Raw genomic sequence first — 18,107 nt, 5'->3', positions numbered from 1 at the left:
GCTAGAATTAAACCATAAATCCCTATTTATATAAAATAAAGTATATAGTTAATTTAAAATGGCTTTGAAATAATATGCTTAATATTCAATTTATAAAGGCAGTTCTATTTCATCTTAAAGTTAATTAATATATTGATTTTATATAAAATATTAAAACTTCATATCAATAAAAAAGAACTGTCTTTAAATCAATGATAAGGAAAATCTGAGAGATGAAGATGTTAGGTTGGCCAATCTAGCTCAAGAATTCTTCTTAATTCCTGAACATTTTCAGAACCGATAGAACTTTCAAGTTCTATTTCAATTTTTCTAAGTTCAGCAAGTGCTGTATTTGCCATCTCTTTACCGTTTGTCGAAAACATTACTAATTTTATTCGCTTATCATGTGGCGAATTAATCAAAGTTAGAAAGTCAGAATTAATACCTTCAGCGACTAACTGATGAACAGCTTGCCTTGAAATTTTTAAACGTCTTGCAAGCTCAGACATAGGAATAGGCTCATTTCCTAAATAGCTATAAAGCCTTGCCATTGAAGGTGATACATAGCCATATCCATTTTTTTCAGCACTCGCCATAAGGCGATCTTCTACCCATTCAAGGCGGGAACGAAGTAAAAGTCGTAATGATTTCACAATAAATTTTATGTCTAAAAGATGAGGATGAGTTGTGTAAATTAACATTTTTTTACTTTTGATGTACGACTTTTTGCTAATTTATAAAACGTCAAGTTAGCTTGACAATAATTTTGTAATGATTATTTTTGTGACTAAATGGAATCCAAAAACAAAAAAGGAAATATTGGTATGGATGTCAAAGGAAATGCATCACAAAAGAATGTGGTGATGACAATTTTAATTTGTTTTTTAATTGCATTGATTGAAGGGATTGATCTTCAATCTGCAGGTGTAGCAGCATCTGGAGTTAGAGAGCATTTTAGTTTAGATAAAAGTGCATTAGGAATGTTCTTTAGTGCAGCAATTTTAGGATTGTTACCAGGTGGTGTAATTGGTGGGCGTTTAGCTGATCGGGTTGGTCGAAAGAAAATACTAATATTTTCAGTCGCACTATTTGGTATTTTTTCAATTCTAACAGCGGTTGTGACTACTTATAACGGCTTGCTATTTGCAAGATTTATGACAGGTGTGGGATTGGGTGCTGCATTACCTAATTTAGTTGCTTTAGCTTCTGAAGCAGTAAGTGAAAAAGCACGTGGCCGAGCAATTTCCTTAATGTATTGTGGTATGCCTATTGGTGGCGTAGTTATTTCATTGCTCGCAAGTACATCACTCAGTGAAGACTGGAAAGTTATTTTTTATGTTGGTGGCATATTACCATTATTGGTCATTCCACTAATGATGTGGTTTTTACCAGAGTCACGCGCATTTTTAGCAACACAAAATCAGCAGCAAAATACGCCACAAATTTCATTTAAAGATTTATTTAATCAGCATTTTCGTACGCCAACGATTTTGTTATGGATTGGATATTTTTTCACGATGATGGTGGTATACATGTTGTTGAATTGGTTGCCATCATTATTTATGGAACTTGGTTTTGAGAAAAAAGTAGCTAATAGCATCATGATGTTTTTCTCTTTAGGTGCATTTCTTGGAACAGTGATTTTAGGTGTCTTAGTTGATCGTTGGAAAATGCAACACGTCATTATTTTGATGTATAGCGGCATTGTTTTGGGGTTGTTGGCATTAAATCTTTTTGAAACACTTTATGCCATGTATTTTGCAGCTGCATTAGTGGGTTGTTTTACGATTGGCGGGCAAATGGTTTTATATGCTTTAGGTAGTCAGATTTATCCAGCAAAAATTCGTGGTACAGGTGTCGGAACTGCAATGACTGTTGGTCGCTTTGGTGCGATGGCGGGTCCTGCAATTGCTGGACAAGTTTTAATTATGGGAAGTGGAGCTACAGGATTAATAGCGACTTCAATTCCTGGAATTATTGTGGCGGCAATTTTAATTCTGATTTTGTTAAGTACGATGAAAAAACGTCAAAACATAGATCCTATCAATTCTTAATTAATAAACTAAATTTTCAGCAAGAATAAATATGTTCTTGCTGAAGTGAAAACTGTTTGATGCTTTAAATAATGGAAGATGCATATGAATACTCAAGGGCAAGTTCGTATTGAAACCAGTCAAAATATTGGAATCATTCACTTTCAAACTGAAAAATTAAATGTTTTATCACATGCATTGCGTCATGACTTATATCAGGCAATACAACAATTATTGTTAAATAATGAGATACGAAGCATCATTTTATATGGTGGTGAAAAAGCATTTAGTGCTGGTGCAGATATTCATGAGTTTTCACAAGGAATACATTTAGAGTTTCCATCTTTACACGATTTATTTGATTTAATCTCAAATGCATCGAAACCTATTGTTGCTGCAATTTCAGGTGTTGCATTCGGTGGTGGATTAGAACTTGCTTTAGCATGTCATCATCGAATTGTTCATGAGAAAAGTCAGCTAGCTCTTCCTGAAGTACATTTAGGTTTATTACCTGGTGCTGCGGGGACACAACTGTTACCACGTTATATTGGGGTTGAGCGGGCATTAAATACAATTCTTTCTGGTAAGCCATTAAAATTAGATACGTTAAATGAAACTGCATTGATTGATGTTTTGACGGAAGAGTCTGTGTTAAGTGCAGCATTGGCTTTTGCAACGCAATCTGTAGGTACTGTTTATCATATTAAAAATATAAATATCGAATCAGATGAAGCACTACTTCAGCACCTAGAAAATCAACGAGCTCAACTTAAAAAACATACAAATACAGTTGTTCAAAATGCAATTATTGATGCGATTGAAGCATCTATAGAACAAAACTTTCAAGCAGGATTTCTAAAAGAACAACAACTTTTTAAGATGCTGACTGAAAGTGCTGAATCTAAAAGTTTAAGACATGCATTTTTTGCAGAACGTGAAATTAAAAACATTCCAGATTTAGCTCAAAATATTCAAGCACAGCCAGTACAAAAAGTTGCTGTCATTGGTGCAGGAACAATGGGGAGTGGAATTGCCATTTGCTTCTTAAATGCAGGTTTTTCTGTCACTTTAATTGAAAATAATCAAGCAGCTTTAGAGCGTGGTTTAGGTTTAATTGGTCAGTATTTTGATGGACAAATTAGCAAAGGTCGTTTAACTGAAGAAAAAGCGACAAATATTCAAAAAAATCTATCAACTACTTTAGATTATGCGGCACTTTCTCAAGTTGATTTAGCTGTTGAAGCTGTTTTTGAAGATTGGGAAGTTAAAACCTCTGTTTTACAAAAAATGGATGAATATCTCCCTGAGTCTGCAATTTTAGCAAGCAATACCTCAACATTAGATTTAAATGAGTTAGCTAAAGTTACCAAACGCCCTGAAGCCGTGGTGGGATTACATTTTTTTAGTCCAGCTCAGGTTATGCCATTACTTGAAATTGTACGTACTGAATTGACGAGTCAACAAACTTTAGTAACCGCTTTAGACATCGGTAAACGACTTCGAAAAGTTGCAGTGGTTGCTGGAGTCTGTGATGGATTTATTGGCAATCGTATGTTGAATGAATATTTACGTATCGCAGGATTATTGATTGATGCTGGTGCATCACCTTATCAAATTGACCAAGCTTTAGAACAATGGGGAATGGCAATGGGGCCATTCCGTATGTGTGATATGGCGGGGAACGATATTGGGTATTTGATTCGTAAACAACAATTAAAGATGAATCCAAATAAAAAATTCTCAGGCATTGCAGATTTATTGGTTGAACAACAGCGCTTAGGTCAGAAAACGAAAAAAGGTTGGTATGACTATAGCCAAGGGAATCGTCGTGGTGATCAAGATGCAGAAGTAATTCAACTGATTGAAGATTACCGTCAAGCACAAGGTATTGAAGCAAAAACGTTTAGTAATGAAGAAATTGTAGAACGCTGTATTTATGCATTAACCAATGAAGGTTTCCGTTTATTGGAAGAAGGCATTGCATTACGGTCATCGGATATTGATGTGGTGTATTTAGCGGGTTATGGCTTTCCTCGTTGGAGAGGTGGTCCAATGTTTTATGCAGAACAGCAAGGCTTGGATGTAATGAAAAATCGCATACAGCAATTTGCAGAAGATTTATATAGTGATGCAAGTTTTTGGCAAATTCCAACATTATTAGCAAAAAAAGTTGCATAAATATTTTTGAAATGGATAACACGATGCCGACATTAGGAAGATGAGATCGGCATCTTTGAGGGAATAAAGAATGAGTAAGTTACATTTTAATCATTGGCCACGTCATTTATCGCATGGATTGTCATATCCACAAACTGGCGTATATGAGCATTTACAAACCAGTGCGCAACGATATCCAGATAAATCTGCAGTGAATTATTATGGTAGCCAAATTACCTATGCAACTTTAAATGAACGCATTGAACGTTTTGCAGGATATTTATCAACACAATTAAATGTTCAATCGGGTGATTGCGTTGTTTTGTGTATGCAAAATAGTGTGTCTTTTATTATTGCTTACTATGCTGTATTACGCTGTGATGCCATTGTTGTTCCTGTAAATCCAATGAATAAGACCTTGGAATTGGAATGGTACATCACAGATACAGAATCTAAAATTGCCATTGTAGGCTCTGAAATTGTAGATCAATTCGAACCATTATGTGAAAGCACATGTTTATCAACCATCATTGCTGCACGTTATGCAGATGACTTATTTACTGAAACAAAATTTCAAATTCCAGAAACCGTAACAAATGCTGCTCTAGTTATTGAAAATGATCATGTTATTAACTTACAAACTGCATTAAAACATGAGCCGATTCAATATAAAGCATCAAGAAATGGTGAAGATCTTGCGGTCATTTTATATACATCAGGTACAACAGCACATCCAAAAGGATGCATGTTGAGTCATCGTGCACTAGTTGCCCAAATTTTAACGCAAATTAATTGGTGTCCATGGAATAACACAGCAAAAGTATTGGCTGTAACGCCATTTTTCCATGTGACAGGAATGATTAATGCAATGTGTTTACCTATTTGGTTAGGTGCAACCACGTATTTAATGACCCGTTGGGATCGTTTATGTGCTGCTCAGGTGGTTGATCAACATGCTTTAACACATTGGTGCTGTATTCCAACAATGGTTGTAGATTTATTGGCAATGCCAAATGTAAATCAATTTAATTTCAAATCATTTATTTGCGTTTATGGTGGTGGTACTGGAATGCCACATGCAATTGCTCAAGATTTTGAAACTTTAACAGGTATTGAATTTATTGAGGGTTGGGGAATGACTGAAATGACGGCAGGCGTACATCTGAATCCTTATGGGCGTGGTAAGCGTCAATGTTTGGGAATTCCATTATTTGATGTTGATAGTCGTATTGTTGATCCTGAAACAGGTGAGGAACTTGGTGTCCGCCAAAGTGGTGAAATTATATCGACCAGCCCTTGCTTATTTAGTGGTTATTGGAAAAATCCTGAAGCTACAGAAAAAGCCTTTATTGAACATGATGGCAAACGTTTCTTTAAAACGGGAGATGTCGGTTATTACGATGAAGAAGGTTATTTCTTTATGGCTGACCGTTTGAAACGCATGATTAATGTTTCAGGTTATAAAGTATGGCCATCTGAAGTTGAAAGTATTCTTTATAAAAATGAAAAAGTTTTAGAGAACTGCATTATTCCTTGTAGTAAAAATGACCGTGGGGAAAGCGTTAAAGCAATAGTGGTGTTAAAACATAATCAACAAATGACCTCAGAAGAATTAACCACTTGGTGTCGGGAACAAATGTCGGCATATAAGGTACCTAAAGTGGTCGAGTTTGTTGCAGAACTTCCAAAAACTGCAAGCGGAAAAATTAACTGGCGTTTACTACAAGACAAGGAAATGAGTGCATGAACAGCTACAAAGCACCTCTAAATGATCTAAGCTTTATTTTTAATCATTTGTTAGATCAAGAGCAATTGGCTCAACTTTCTGGTCTGGAAGATTTAAGTGTTGATTTATACGAATCAATTTTGGATGAAGCTGGTAAATTTGCGACCAATATCCTAGATCCAATTAATGCAAGTGGTGATCGTGAAGGTCTAAAAATAAATCAGGGTGAAGTCACTACACCAAAGGGATTCAAAGAAGCATATCAACAATTTGTTCAAGCGGGATGGAATAATATTTCACTTGATCCTGAATTTGGTGGTCAAGGTTTACCTTATATTTTATCGACAGCAGTCAATGAAATAATGATGGGGGCGAATAAATCTTTTGTCATGTGTTCAGGTTTGACTATTGGTGCTATTGAAGCAATTAGTCATGCCGCATCAGATGAGTTAAAACAAAAATATTTACCTAAACTTGTTTCTGGTGAATGGGGCGGTACCATGAATTTAACTGAGCCTGGTGCAGGTTCAGATGTGGGTGCTTTAAAGACTAAAGCAATTGAACAAGCAGATGGTTCATACCGTATTCATGGTCAAAAAATCTTTATCACTTTTGGTGAGCATGATTTTACAGACAATATTATTCATCTTGTTTTAGCACGATTACCTGATGCACCTGAAGGTGTACGTGGAATTTCACTATTCCTTGTTCCTAAGTTTTTGGTGAATGAGGATGGTTCATTAGGTGAACGCAATGATGTACGTTGTGTATCAATTGAGCATAAGTTAGGAATTCATGCGAGTCCTACATGTGTCATGGCTTATGGTGATGATGAGGGTGCGATTGGTTATTTAGTTGGTGAGAAAAATAAAGGTCTCGCTGCAATGTTTGTCATGATGAACATGGCACGTTTAACTGTTGGTATGGAAGGTGTTGCATTAACTGAACGTTCTTATCAAGCGGCATTGGATTATGCACGTGAACGAGTACAAGGTGTTGATGTTGAAACAGCTAAACCTGTAGCGATTATTGAACATGCAGACGTACGCCGTATGCTTTTAACAATGAAAGCACAAGTGGAAGCGATGCGCTCTTTATCTTTATTTATTGCCCAAGCACAGGATATGAGCTTCCGTCATGCTGATATGAATGTGAGAAAGCATCAGCAAGGTTTGGTCGATTTACTTATTCCTGTATTTAAAGCATGGGCAACAGAAACAGCATTAAAAACGACAACTTTAGGCATCCAAGTGCATGGTGGTTTAGGCTTTATTGAGGAAACGGGTGTTGCTCAGTATTTACGTGATGCTGTAATTAGTGTGATTTATGAAGGAACAACAGGCATTCAAGCAGCCGATTTAGTCGGTCGAAAAATTGTTAAAGATCAAGGGAAAAATCTTGCTGTTTTAATTGGGTTAATGAAAGAAACATTAGCAGAAACACAAGCATCAGCTCAATTAACTGATATTGCAAAAGAGTTTGCAGCTGCAATTCAGGTACTTGAAGATAATAGCCAACTTATTGCAGCACAATTCATGCAATCGACTAAACAAGCACTTTCAATTTCAGTGCCATATCTAATGTTAGTGGGTATTGTTGTTGGTGCTTGGCAACATGCAAAAAGTGCATCTAAAGCAGAAGAATTATTAGCATCACCATCTGAAAATACAGCATTTTTAACTGCAAAAATTGAAACTGCTCGTTTTTATCATCGTGTCATTTTATCTGAAATTTATGGTCTTGCGCATACTGTAAGAAGTGCAGGAGATGTAATTACAGAATTTAAAGACAGCTATTTTGGTGAGTAATAATAGATGACAAAGAATGTTTCGAACGTGCTTGATGATTTAAAACCACCAGCAATTCATACGCATTTGGGTGGTCAAATTTTAAAATTTGATGAAACTGAAATAAAACTCAGTTTGGAATATCAAGCAAAACCTGAATTTGCCAATCCTATGGGACATCTGCAAGGTGGAATGCTGTGCGCAATGCTAGATGATGCAATGGGATTATTTGCATTACTTTCTTATGAAGGGAAGGCATCGGCAACTGTTTCTTTAAATATTGCTTTTTTAAGACCTTGTGCGCTTGAAAAGGTGAATGTTGAAGTTTATTTCATTCGTCAAGGTAAGAAAATTTCCAATATTGAAAGTATTGCTTATCAGAATGGTAAAGCAGTTGGTAAAGCGACTGCTGTATTTACTTTAGTTTAGTTGGCCGTTATGAAAACTTGGTTATACGTAATCAAGTTTTCAAAATTGAAAGTACATAGTGATGAGAGGGACTCATCAACAATACGTAATTAAGGAATGATCGAAATGCGAACAGTTAAAATTTAGATAATTTTTTGCTATTGATAGTAATTGAAACAACTTAAAACTTTAAAAATCTATTGATTAATTATCAATGGAATATGGAACTTTTGTCTAAGGAAAAAGACGATGAAAAAATTTATATTGGGTTTAATGAGTGCAACTATAGTTTTTCCAAGCGTAAGCTTTGCTGCATTTGTAGAAGATAGTAATGTAACTTTTACAGCTAGGAACTTTTATTTAGATCGAAATTTTGTTGGCGATGATGCAACTCAACCGGCATCAAAACAATGGGTACAAGGCTTTATTTTAAATGCAAAATCAGGTTTTACCGAAGGTCCTGTTGGTTTTGGTGTAGATGTTTTGATTGGCAGTGGTATTAATTTGTGGGGAGATAAGCAATATTATGGTACAGCTTTAACACCATTAAAATCAGATTTAGAACCTGTATCAACTTTTACCAAAGGCAGTATTGCAGGAAAATTAAAATTTTCTCAAACTGAGCTAAAAGTAGGTGGATTTATTCCTGTAAATCCTGTTTTAGTTGGATCACAGGCAAGATTATTACCGCAAATTTATCGTGGTGTCGCATTAGAATCTAAAGAGATTCAAAACTTAAAATTAGAAGCGGGCTATGTAAACCGTGTTAATCATCGTGATTCAACCAATTATGAAAAAATTAAGCTTTCAGGTGCAAATCAAAAATATAAATCAGTTGAAACATCAGGTTTAACTTATGCAGGTGGTTATTATGATATTCGACCAGAAACGACATTAAGTCTCTTTTATGCCAATTTGGATGACATTTATAATCAATACACATTCTGGATAAAAAATAATTATAAAATTGATGAACAATATAATGTATTTACAGATTTTAGAATTTTCAGAACTGTTGATGCAGGTGAAAGTTTAGCTGGGGAAGTCGATAATTATCATGGAAATATTGCAGTAACTTTAGGCGTGGATAACCATAAATTTACTGCTGGCTATATTTATAATTCAGGGAAAACAGGTTTTCCATATTTAAGTGGTGGAGAAGCAAATACGTATATGGATGCTTGGGCAACAGATTTTTTAAATCCCAAAGAAAAGGCATATTCAATTCGTTATGATTATGATTTTAAAAAACAAGTTCCCGGTTTAAAATTAATGACTCGTTATACCAAAGGACATGATATTGAACTTGTTAATTTGGTGGGAGATGATCGAAAATTAACAGAACGTAAATTTGGTATAGAACTCTCGTATCAAATACAAAGTACCTTTTTAAAAGGAGTTAATATTAGACTTAGACATGAAGATTACAAAAATGATTTTGGTCCTAAAGCAACATTTAAGTCTGCAAAAGAGCAACGTGTAAATATTGACTATACATGGAAATTCTAATTGAAATTTAATGTGATAAATTGTTTAGATTAATGGTTGTATGAAATGAAATGCCATGTAGTTTTACATGGCATTAATTATAGAAATTGAATTAAAGATTTATATTAAGTCGGTAGATGAAAAGCACCATGTACACCTGCAATAAACATTTGTGTACCAATCACAGCTAAGATTAATCCCATTAAACGTGTCACAATGGTTAATCCATTTTTACCAATTTTCTCAATAATTTGATTACAGAATATGAAGCAAACATATGTAATTACGCAAAGAATAAAGAAAACACCAATGGTGACAAGATCTTGTAAGCCACCATTGCTTGAATAGTTCATTGCCGTAGCAATTGTACCTGGACCTGCAAGTAGAGGAACAGCTAAAGGGGAAATTGAAATATCATTTGAGCCAACAGGGTCTTCATTTTTTGATGAATGAATATTTGAACTAGAACCTTGTAGCATATGATAGCCAATCATAAAAACCAAAATACCGCCTGTGATTCGTAAAGCAGGCAATGTAATACCAAATAAATCAAATATTTTTTGACCTAGTAGTGAGAAAAGTGTAATTAAAATAAAGGTAATAATTAGTGCTTTGAGTGCTGTTGCCTGTTTTTGTGCTTTACTCATGTTTCCTGTAAGCCCAGCAAATGCTGCTGTATTTGCAATTGGATTCATGATGGCAAAGAATGCCATGAATATGGTAAGAGCATGTTCAAAAATAGAGTTCATTACAGATCCTTTCCCAAGTTTTGGGGTAAAATACTTTTCTATGTATTCACAATAGAATATATGAAAATGATTTTTAAAAGCATCTAATGTTGTGAAATTTAGTATTTGATTTAATTGTATTTATTGATTTATTTTGCTGAAAAATAAATATACTGAGATTTGTTTTGCATAATTTTTTTGGTGTATATTTGAATTGGAAAAATCACTTTTCATTTATATAGACTTGGCTTTATACCTTAAACATAATTTAAATTTAGATTCAACTTATAGTTGAAAAATGTTTTAAATCTCTAAATTTAACAGAAGCATAAAACTAGCATAAATTAGTAGAAGAAAATGGCTATCAAATAGAAGGAATAAACAATAATTAGAACATAAATATAAGTTAAAGGCTGAAAAAATACTCAAAATGCATTTGCAAAAAGCTATATTCAAATACTTTTCTATTCATTAACTCATGGCAGAATAACAAACACTATATTTAATTTACGGTTCGTCACATTGAGTGATTTAGTTAAATGTAGTGAAAATAGAGTTAAAAAATAATAGATATAAGGAAAAGAAAAAATGGAATTTATAAGTACAAATCAAATTAGATCTAAATTTTCAGCACTTATGTCTGAAATGTACAAAAAGGAAGTTCCTCTTTATGGTGATCTACTTGATTTAGTCAAACATATTAATGGTGAAATGCTAAATCAAAAAGTAGCATTAAATACCCAATTACACATGAGAGATGAATATAAGCGTTTGTCTTTAGAGCGCCATGGTGCAATACGGTTAGGGACGGCTCAAGAGATTAAAACTATATGCCGTATTTTTGCTGTAATGGGGATGCAACCAGTTGGATATTACGATTTAGTTCCAGCAGGTGTACCTGTTTTTGCAACTGCATTTCGTGCTCTAAAGCTTGAAGATTTAAATGAAAGTCCATTTCGTGTTTTTACATCACTATTAAGATTAGAGCTGGTAGAAGATGAAAATTTACGTCAAATCGCACATGATATTTTAGAAAAGCGTCAAATTTTTACAGAACGTGCTTTGATATTGACTGACAAATTTGAGCAACAAGGTGGATTAAGTAAAATTGATGCAGAAGAGTTTATTCATGAAGTACTTGAAACATTTAGATGGCATAAAGAAGCAGCTGTTAGTAAAGCATTGTATGAATCATTACATCAACAACACCGATTAGTTGCAGATGTTGTTGCATTCAAAGGACCTCATATTAATCATTTAACGCCACGAGTTTTAGATATAGATTGGGCGCAAAAAGAGATGTTTAAATTGGGAATGAGCCCTAAAGCAGTCATCGAAGGACCACCTCCGAGAAATTGTCCGATTTTATTACGTCAAACAAGCTTTAAAGCTTTGGAGGAAAATGTATTATTTCCATCCTATCATATCTCTGAACAGGGAACACATACTGCACGATTTGGGGAAATTGAACAACGAGGTGTTGCATTAACAGTTAAAGGGCGTCATTTATATGATGAACTTTTAGAAAAATCTAGAACACAATTAGGTGAAATACCTAATGATCAGAACTCAGAACAATATATGGAAATATTGAATGAAAACTTTAAAAAATTTCCCGATGACTACAATTCTTTACGATTAGAAAAACTAGCATTTTTCCGATATTTTCTCAATAAAGAAGATGATCTTTTAAAAGAAGAGAATCATTTTTTTGAATTGGAAAGCTTGATTAAAAAAGGAATAGTTTCTTTTGAACCCATTGTTTATGAAGATTTTTTACCTGTTTCTGCTGCAGGGATTTTTCAGTCGAATTTAGGAGAAAATCATCAAATTAATTATGAGATAACTTCAAGTAAATCGCTATTTGAAAGTTATTTAGGTTGTGAAGTTATTGATGAAATTGAACTTTATGAAAAAATAGAGCAAAAATCTATTGAAAATATAGAAGAAAAGCTGAAAAAATAAACAGAAGTGAAGATTATATCAATCTATCGCTAAGATAGGTTGATATACTAAAATCTATGATTTGAATATGTGGCTAGAGTAGAATATATTTCAATTGAAATATAATAAGCATACATAAGGTTTTTTATAGATGACGAAAAGTAAATTTTTGAAAATATTGTTTTTAGGGGTTGTGCTTTTAAGCTGTTGTTTTAGTGGTTCGTATTTTCTATTTACTGAGTTTGATATACAGACAGATTTTTTAGTTGCATCGGCAATTTTTTTTATTGCTTTTGTCTTATTGTCTTTGTATGCAGATTGGAAAGAACCGCAGTATTTAAACAAGCTTGAGCAAGATCAAAAAGAAATTCGAATAGCCATTAAAACGTATAAAAAAAGTATGGATGCTTTATTTTATTTTGTTGAATATCAAGGGAAAAATATCGAACAACTTAAACAAGATGATAATTTATATCGTGGTTATCAAACTATAGTACGAAATATGATTGATTATACTGATGAGTTAAGAAAGCTTTTGATGCATTATCAATACCGTTTTAAAGCTAAAACTTTGCATGAAAAGGCACATGTTGCAATTGTTGTGAGTTGTTTACAATCGCTAGAAAAAATACATGATATTTTGAATAAGTATGATGTTATTTATGATTGCTTAGAATCATATAAATTTGTAAAGCTCAGAATGGATAATAATTATATTGCGACCATGTCTAAGCAAGTAACAGAAAAGTTACCAGATGAAATGACTGAATTTTATATTGAACTTTTACAAGATAAATAAGTTGATAACTTATAAGTAAGCTCTCCTTTGTGGAGAGCTTTTTTATTTATAAACGCTAATGATTTTAAGTTTATAAATAAGGAATAAGTATTTAGGGTTGATGAGAATTCTTCACGATATATTTTTTTTAATGAAAAAAAATAAACTAATATAAATTTTAGAGTATGCTAGTCACACTGTTTGTTTTATTTATTATATTTTGGTGCAAAGATGCTTGAGTTACGTCATCTAAAAACTTTAAAGGCGCTGAGAGAACATGGTTCATTGGTTGCTGCGGCTGGAGATTTGTGTCTAACGCCATCTGCATTATCACACCAACTTCGAGAGTTAGATCAGTGGTTTGGTGTTGAGGTTGTGAATCGTCGCACTAGACCTGTAAGTTTTTCAAATGTGGGGCAGCGTTTATTAAAGCTTGCTGATGAAGTTTTACCTCAAGTACAAATTGCACAAACTGATATTTCCAGAATTGTGCATGGTCAGACAGGGCGGATAATTTTTTCTTCTGAATGCCACAGTTGTTTCGACTGGTTAATGCCATTATTAAATCAATATCGTCAACAATATCTCGATGTTGACTTAGATTTTGCGAGTGGTTTTGATGCTAATCCACATGAATTATTGCAAATTGGGGAGTTTGATTTACTCATTACAGCAGATCCAATTGCATTAAAAGGAATTGAGTATTTTCCAATTTTTGAATATGAATCACGCTTAGTACTATCGAATACGCATCCACTTGTTCGTGTCCAAAATATTACCGTTCAAGAGTTGGCAGAGGAAACTTTGGTGACGTATCCAGTAGATAAACATAGATTAGACATTATGTCTCGATTGTTTATTCCTGCAAATATTCATCCTAAGAAAATTAGAACGACAGATTTGACACAAATGTTAATTCAGTTAGTTGCAAGTGGTCATGGCATTGCAGCTTTACCAGACTGGGTTGTAAAAGAGTATGAGCAAAAAGGATGGGTAACATCACGACGTCTAGACTGTGTTGCAGAACAAGGTTTACGCCGCACGTTATATGCAGGTTACCGAACAGAAGAGAAGGAAAAAGATTATTTTGAAGGTTTTTTAAAGCAGTTAGATAAGTTTTCGAAAAAAAGAACTATCTATTATTCTTAATTGAGTAATAGCTATTAAAAAGTTGCCAATTTAATTTTGTAGGTTTCATTTTAGTCAATTAAAGGCACGGTTTTGTGCCTTTAATTAATAAATTTTAAACTTCCATTGCATTGATGCTTAATTCATGGATCGTCAGTTTTGGTTTTTCAACTTTCAGATCTAATTTTCTTAATAAAATTTTATCTTTGCCTTCACCTATATTTGGGGTCGTTAATAGTTTTTCCCCTGAAAAGAAAGAATTGGCGCCGGCCATAAATGCTAATGCTTGATCTGAGTCGCTTAAAGATTCTCGACCTGCTGAAAGTCGAATATAACTTTTAGGCATAATAATACGAGCAACAGCAATGGTTCTAATCCATTCAATTACATCTAATTTTTCAATATTTTCGAGTGGTGTTCCTTCAATTGGAACGAGCATATTGATTGGAACTGATTCTGGATGTATGGCTAAAGTAGCTAATTCATAGAGTAAACCAATACGATCATTTTGTGTTTCTCCAAGCCCTAAAATACCGCCACTACAAATTTTCATACCTGCATTTCGAACGTGTTCTAAGGTATCAAGTCTGTCATCAAAAGTACGTGTGCTAATAATATGTGAATAATATTCACGTGATGTATCTAAATTATGATTGTAATAGTCTAAACCTGCATCTTTTAAACGTTCTGCTTGTGATTGATTGAGCATACCTAAAGTCATACATGTTTCTAAACCAAGCGCTTTTACTTCTTTGACCATTTCTAATACATAAGGCATATCTCGTTCATGGGGATTTCTCCATGCGGCACCCATACAAAAACGAGAAGAACCTTGAGCTAATGCTAATTTGGCTTCCTCTATTACTTTTGAGATAGCAATACGTTTTTCTGCTTCTAGTTTTGAATCATAATGAACCGATTGAGAACAATATTTACAATCTTCAGGGCATTTTCCTGTTTTGATTGAAAGTAGTGTGCTGACTTGAATTGTATTTGCAGGAAAATTTTCACGGTGAATACGTTGTGCTTCAAAAACTAAGTCTAAGAATGGAAGATTATAAAGATTTGTAATTTCTTCACGTGTCCAATCATGGCGTGTATTCATTATGAAATTCCCTGTAAAAGTGAAAAATTGAGATATATTTTTACATTGATTTTTTATTAAGTGAAGGCAATAAGTGTCAAGTTTAAGTATGCTTCCTGATTTTTAATTTAGCTTAAATACTTGCAATGTTTTGTGGTTTTCTTGTTAAATGCTTGCAAGATTATATTTTATAAAAACATAAAATGTTTTGATTTTGAAATTAAAAAATATAAATAGTGCAAACTTTGCAAGGTTCTTGTAAAAATCTATTTATACATTCTTGTTTGTAAATTTTAGTGAATTTTCATGTTGCTGTTGAATTGCCCAATCAATATGGACTTGCACAATATCATCATGTTTATTTCTTTGAACTTCTAATTCAGTCAAAATTTCGGGTGAAAAAGGAGCATTTCCAAGCCCAATCGCAATATTTCGTTTAAAACTTTGGTAACCCGTTCTACGAATAGGGCTACCTTCAGTGTTTTTAAGAAATGTTTCTTCATTCCATTGCCAAAGCTCTAATAAAGTGAGTCTGTCTAAATCATGTCGAGGATAAAAATCTTCAATTTCTGTTTTTTGAGCAAAACTATTCCAAGGACAAATTAATTGGCAATCATCACAGCCAAAAATACGATTTCCGATTGGTTTACGTAATTCTTCAGGAATAATACCTTTGTATTCAATTGTTAAATATGCAATACATTTTCTTGCATCTAACATATATGGTTCAACAATCGCCTGTGTAGGGCAAATATCAAGACAGGCTGTGCATGAACCGCAATGCTTAGTAGTTGGTGAATCAAAAGGAAGTTCTAAAGATGTAAACAGTTCACCAAGTACAAAAAATGAGCCAGATTTTTTATGGATGAGCAATGTATGCTTACCTGTCCAGCCCATTCCAGCATTTTCTGCTAATGATTTTTCAAAGATTGGGGCTGAATCTGCAAATGGTCGGGATTCAAAATCGCCATATTTTTCTTTAATTTTAGTTGCTAATATTTTTAGACGTCCACGCATGACTTTATGGTAATCGCGACCACGAGCATAACGAGCAATAATGCCAGAATTTGGAAGATCAGGTATTGTTCGTGGTTTAGGTGTTGTAACTAAATAATTCATACGAACACAAATAATACTTTTTGTGTTGGGAACAAGCAACGTCGGATCAGCACGCTTATCTAAGTTTTCTGCTAAATAATCCATATCAGCATGATAACCACGCTCTAAATATTCTTTTAAACGTAGCAGTTCTTCTTGAGCATTCGGACGTGCAATGACACAATCAGAAAATCCAAGCGCTAGTGCTTGATTCTTAATCCATACTTTTACTTCTTCAGGATCATATTGATCGACTTGAATTTTATGTAAAGATGGAGATAAGTTCATAATTGATAAAAAGGAAATAAGAATGCAGCAGCAAGTTTATCATAGCTCTGAAATTCAAGCATGGGAGCAACGGTGGTTTAATCAACAAAATAGTTCTTATGGATTGATGCAGCAAGTTGCTTGGATGATGAATCAACAACTTATTCCTTTATTCATTGAAAAGAAAATAAGACGAATAGCTGTATGTTGTGGTCAAGGAAATAATGCTGGTGACGGTTATTTATTAGCAAAGTATTTGTTAGAAAAAAATTATATTGTTGATGTTTATGCTGCAACACCTGGAATATCAGAAGACTTAGCCTATGCAATTCAGGAAGCAAAAGAAGCAGGAATAACCATATATTCGAATTTTCAATTTAAACAACAATATGATTGTTATATAGATGCTTTATTTGGTATAGGTCTAAATCGGTTATTAGATGAAAATTGGCAAGAGATTATTAAAGTAATTAATCAACAAAATGGCTTAAAAATCGCGATTGATATTCCGAGTGGTTTAAATGCAAACAGTGGTCAAGCTTTACCATGTGTGATTCAAGCCGATATGACATTAACAGTACTTGGGTTTAAAGCGGGTTTATTTACAGGTCAAGCGAAAGAATATATTGGAAAAATAAAACTGATAGCACCTATTCCAGAAGATAAACAATTAACAGCACTAGCGCACCTAAGTCCACTAAAAATTAATCTTCCAATCCGAAAAGCATATGGGCATAAAGGAACATATGGGCATGTACTTATTGTGGGGGACATGCAGACATGGGGGGGGCTGTGACAATGGCTGCTGAATCAGCATTTGCCACAGGTGCAGGAAAAGTCACAGTAATTTGTCATGCAAAGCATCATAGTGCAATTTTAGCAAGATCTCCGAATATCATGGTTAAAGATATTGAAGTATTAAATCAGCATAACATTGCGGATTTATTGGAACAAGTTGATAGTGTTGCTTTTGGGATGGGATTGGGCAGAGATGAATGGGCAAAAAAAGAATTTTATAAATGGTTTTCTGTGCTAGTAAAATGTTCTTTGGATATAGTTTTAGATGCAGATGCATTATGGTTTTTAGCAGAAGATAACCAACAGCTTACATCTAATTTTTATTTAACGCCACATCCTGGTGAAGCTGCTAAGTTATTAAATATTTCAACGAAAGTTATTGAATTTGATCGTATTTTATCTATTCAAAAATTACAACAAAAATATAAAGGACAATGGGTATTAAAGGGAGCAGGTAGTTTAATTTTAGAAGAAAAATTATGGATTTGTACTGCAGGAAATGCAGGTATGGGAACAGCTGGAATGGGAGATGTGTTGTCAGGCATGATTGCAGGTTTAAAAGCACAATTTAAAGATGATATATCTTTACATGATATTGTCACTTTACATGCATTGGCTGGAGATGAGCTTGCAAAGCAAGGCATTCGAGGATTACAAGCTCAGGATATGACGAAAGCAATTTATAAAATTATGAATTAAACTTT

The 18,107-nt window shown here is 33.7% G+C and carries 13 protein-coding genes and 1 pseudogene; 10 read left to right on the top strand and 4 right to left on the bottom strand.

What is annotated here, in order from left to right; translation table 11 throughout:
* Window positions 1–221 precede the first annotated feature (221 nt).
* Window positions 222–632, bottom strand: coding sequence for a MarR family winged helix-turn-helix transcriptional regulator (locus AOY20_RS12355; protein ID WP_054582611.1), 411 nt, complete (start codon window positions 630–632; stop codon window positions 222–224).
* 138 nt (window positions 633–770) lie between these two features.
* On the opposite strand from AOY20_RS12355, the gene mhpT reads away from it, so the two are divergent.
* From mhpT to AOY20_RS12325, 6 genes are all read left to right on the top strand, one after another.
* A complete protein-coding gene (gene mhpT / locus AOY20_RS12350; RefSeq protein WP_417855515.1) occupies window positions 771–2,033 on the top strand; it encodes a 3-(3-hydroxy-phenyl)propionate transporter MhpT in 1,263 nt (420 codons plus the stop codon).
* Between the two features lie 84 nt (window positions 2,034–2,117).
* A complete protein-coding gene (locus tag AOY20_RS12345) occupies window positions 2,118–4,190 on the top strand; it encodes a 3-hydroxyacyl-CoA dehydrogenase NAD-binding domain-containing protein (protein WP_054582146.1) in 2,073 nt (690 codons plus the stop codon).
* 70 nt (window positions 4,191–4,260) lie between these two features.
* On the top strand, window positions 4,261–5,916 hold the full coding sequence (locus tag AOY20_RS12340; protein ID WP_054582145.1) for a long-chain-fatty-acid--CoA ligase: 1,656 nt from the start codon (window positions 4,261–4,263) through the stop codon (window positions 5,914–5,916).
* Window positions 5,913–7,703 carry an acyl-CoA dehydrogenase gene (locus AOY20_RS12335; protein ID WP_054582144.1) on the top strand — a complete coding sequence of 597 codons (1,791 nt, stop codon included), beginning with the start codon at window positions 5,913–5,915 and terminating at the stop codon, window positions 7,701–7,703. Before AOY20_RS12340 ends, AOY20_RS12335 begins: the two co-directional genes overlap by 4 nt.
* A gap of 6 nt (window positions 7,704–7,709) precedes the next feature.
* Entirely contained in the window at window positions 7,710–8,111 is a 402-nt protein-coding gene (locus tag AOY20_RS12330; protein ID WP_144424781.1) for a PaaI family thioesterase, read from the top strand.
* 228 nt (window positions 8,112–8,339) lie between these two features.
* A complete protein-coding gene (locus AOY20_RS12325) occupies window positions 8,340–9,599 on the top strand; it encodes an OprD family outer membrane porin (RefSeq protein ID WP_054582143.1) in 1,260 nt (419 codons plus the stop codon).
* A 104-nt stretch (window positions 9,600–9,703) separates the two neighbouring features.
* Here AOY20_RS12325 and AOY20_RS12320 read toward each other — a convergent pair whose 3' ends face one another.
* The gene (locus tag AOY20_RS12320; protein WP_054582142.1) at window positions 9,704–10,327 is read right to left on the bottom strand and encodes a MarC family protein; all 624 of its coding nucleotides are present in this window, start codon (window positions 10,325–10,327) and stop codon (window positions 9,704–9,706) included.
* A 567-nt stretch (window positions 10,328–10,894) separates the two neighbouring features.
* Here AOY20_RS12320 and hglS point away from each other — a divergent pair.
* The 3 genes from hglS to AOY20_RS12305 all read left to right on the top strand — a co-directional run bounded on the left by hglS (window position 10,895) and on the right by AOY20_RS12305 (window position 14,177).
* Window positions 10,895–12,271, top strand: a complete 1,377-nt coding sequence (gene hglS / locus AOY20_RS12315) for a 2-oxoadipate dioxygenase/decarboxylase HglS (protein ID WP_054582141.1) — start codon at window positions 10,895–10,897, stop codon at window positions 12,269–12,271.
* 130 nt (window positions 12,272–12,401) lie between these two features.
* A complete protein-coding gene (locus tag AOY20_RS12310; protein ID WP_054582140.1) occupies window positions 12,402–13,049 on the top strand; it encodes a hypothetical protein in 648 nt (215 codons plus the stop codon).
* Between the two features lie 210 nt (window positions 13,050–13,259).
* Window positions 13,260–14,177, top strand: a complete 918-nt coding sequence (locus AOY20_RS12305) for a LysR family transcriptional regulator (RefSeq protein WP_054582139.1) — start codon at window positions 13,260–13,262, stop codon at window positions 14,175–14,177.
* Window positions 14,178–14,271: 94 nt separating this feature from the next.
* Here AOY20_RS12305 and bioB read toward each other — a convergent pair whose 3' ends face one another.
* Both bioB and queG read right to left on the bottom strand, forming a co-directional pair.
* Window positions 14,272–15,261 (bottom strand): biotin synthase BioB, encoded by a 990-nt coding sequence (bioB, locus tag AOY20_RS12300; protein WP_054582138.1) that lies wholly within the window; start codon window positions 15,259–15,261, stop codon window positions 14,272–14,274.
* Window positions 15,262–15,510: 249 nt separating this feature from the next.
* Window positions 15,511–16,626, bottom strand: a complete 1,116-nt coding sequence (queG, locus tag AOY20_RS12295; RefSeq protein WP_054582137.1) for a tRNA epoxyqueuosine(34) reductase QueG — start codon at window positions 16,624–16,626, stop codon at window positions 15,511–15,513.
* Between the two features lie 22 nt (window positions 16,627–16,648).
* Between queG and AOY20_RS12290 the strand changes: the two are divergent.
* Window positions 16,649–18,102: pseudogene (locus tag AOY20_RS12290) on the top strand (NAD(P)H-hydrate dehydratase).
* Window positions 18,103–18,107 lie beyond the last annotated feature (5 nt).

The sequence above is a fragment of the Acinetobacter equi genome (assembly GCF_001307195.1).
Taxonomy (GTDB): domain Bacteria; phylum Pseudomonadota; class Gammaproteobacteria; order Pseudomonadales; family Moraxellaceae; genus Acinetobacter; species Acinetobacter equi.
Note: the sequence above shows the minus strand (reverse complement) of the source record. Positions and strands in the feature narration are given on the sequence as shown.

Coding starts and splice junctions, on each gene's coding strand:
- mhpT (WP_417855515.1), top strand. CDS start 771: ATGGAATCCAAAAACAAAAAAGGAAATATTGGTATGGATGTCAAAGGA.
- AOY20_RS12345 (WP_054582146.1), top strand. CDS start 2,118: ATGAATACTCAAGGGCAAGTTCGTATTGAAACCAGTCAAAATATTGGA.
- AOY20_RS12340 (WP_054582145.1), top strand. CDS start 4,261: ATGAGTAAGTTACATTTTAATCATTGGCCACGTCATTTATCGCATGGA.
- AOY20_RS12335 (WP_054582144.1), top strand. CDS start 5,913: ATGAACAGCTACAAAGCACCTCTAAATGATCTAAGCTTTATTTTTAAT.
- AOY20_RS12330 (WP_144424781.1), top strand. CDS start 7,710: ATGACAAAGAATGTTTCGAACGTGCTTGATGATTTAAAACCACCAGCA.
- AOY20_RS12325 (WP_054582143.1), top strand. CDS start 8,340: ATGAAAAAATTTATATTGGGTTTAATGAGTGCAACTATAGTTTTTCCA.
- AOY20_RS12320 (WP_054582142.1), bottom strand. CDS start 10,327: ATGAACTCTATTTTTGAACATGCTCTTACCATATTCATGGCATTCTTT.
- hglS (WP_054582141.1), top strand. CDS start 10,895: ATGGAATTTATAAGTACAAATCAAATTAGATCTAAATTTTCAGCACTT.
- AOY20_RS12310 (WP_054582140.1), top strand. CDS start 12,402: ATGACGAAAAGTAAATTTTTGAAAATATTGTTTTTAGGGGTTGTGCTT.
- AOY20_RS12305 (WP_054582139.1), top strand. CDS start 13,260: ATGCTTGAGTTACGTCATCTAAAAACTTTAAAGGCGCTGAGAGAACAT.
- bioB (WP_054582138.1), bottom strand. CDS start 15,261: ATGAATACACGCCATGATTGGACACGTGAAGAAATTACAAATCTTTAT.
- queG (WP_054582137.1), bottom strand. CDS start 16,626: ATGAACTTATCTCCATCTTTACATAAAATTCAAGTCGATCAATATGAT.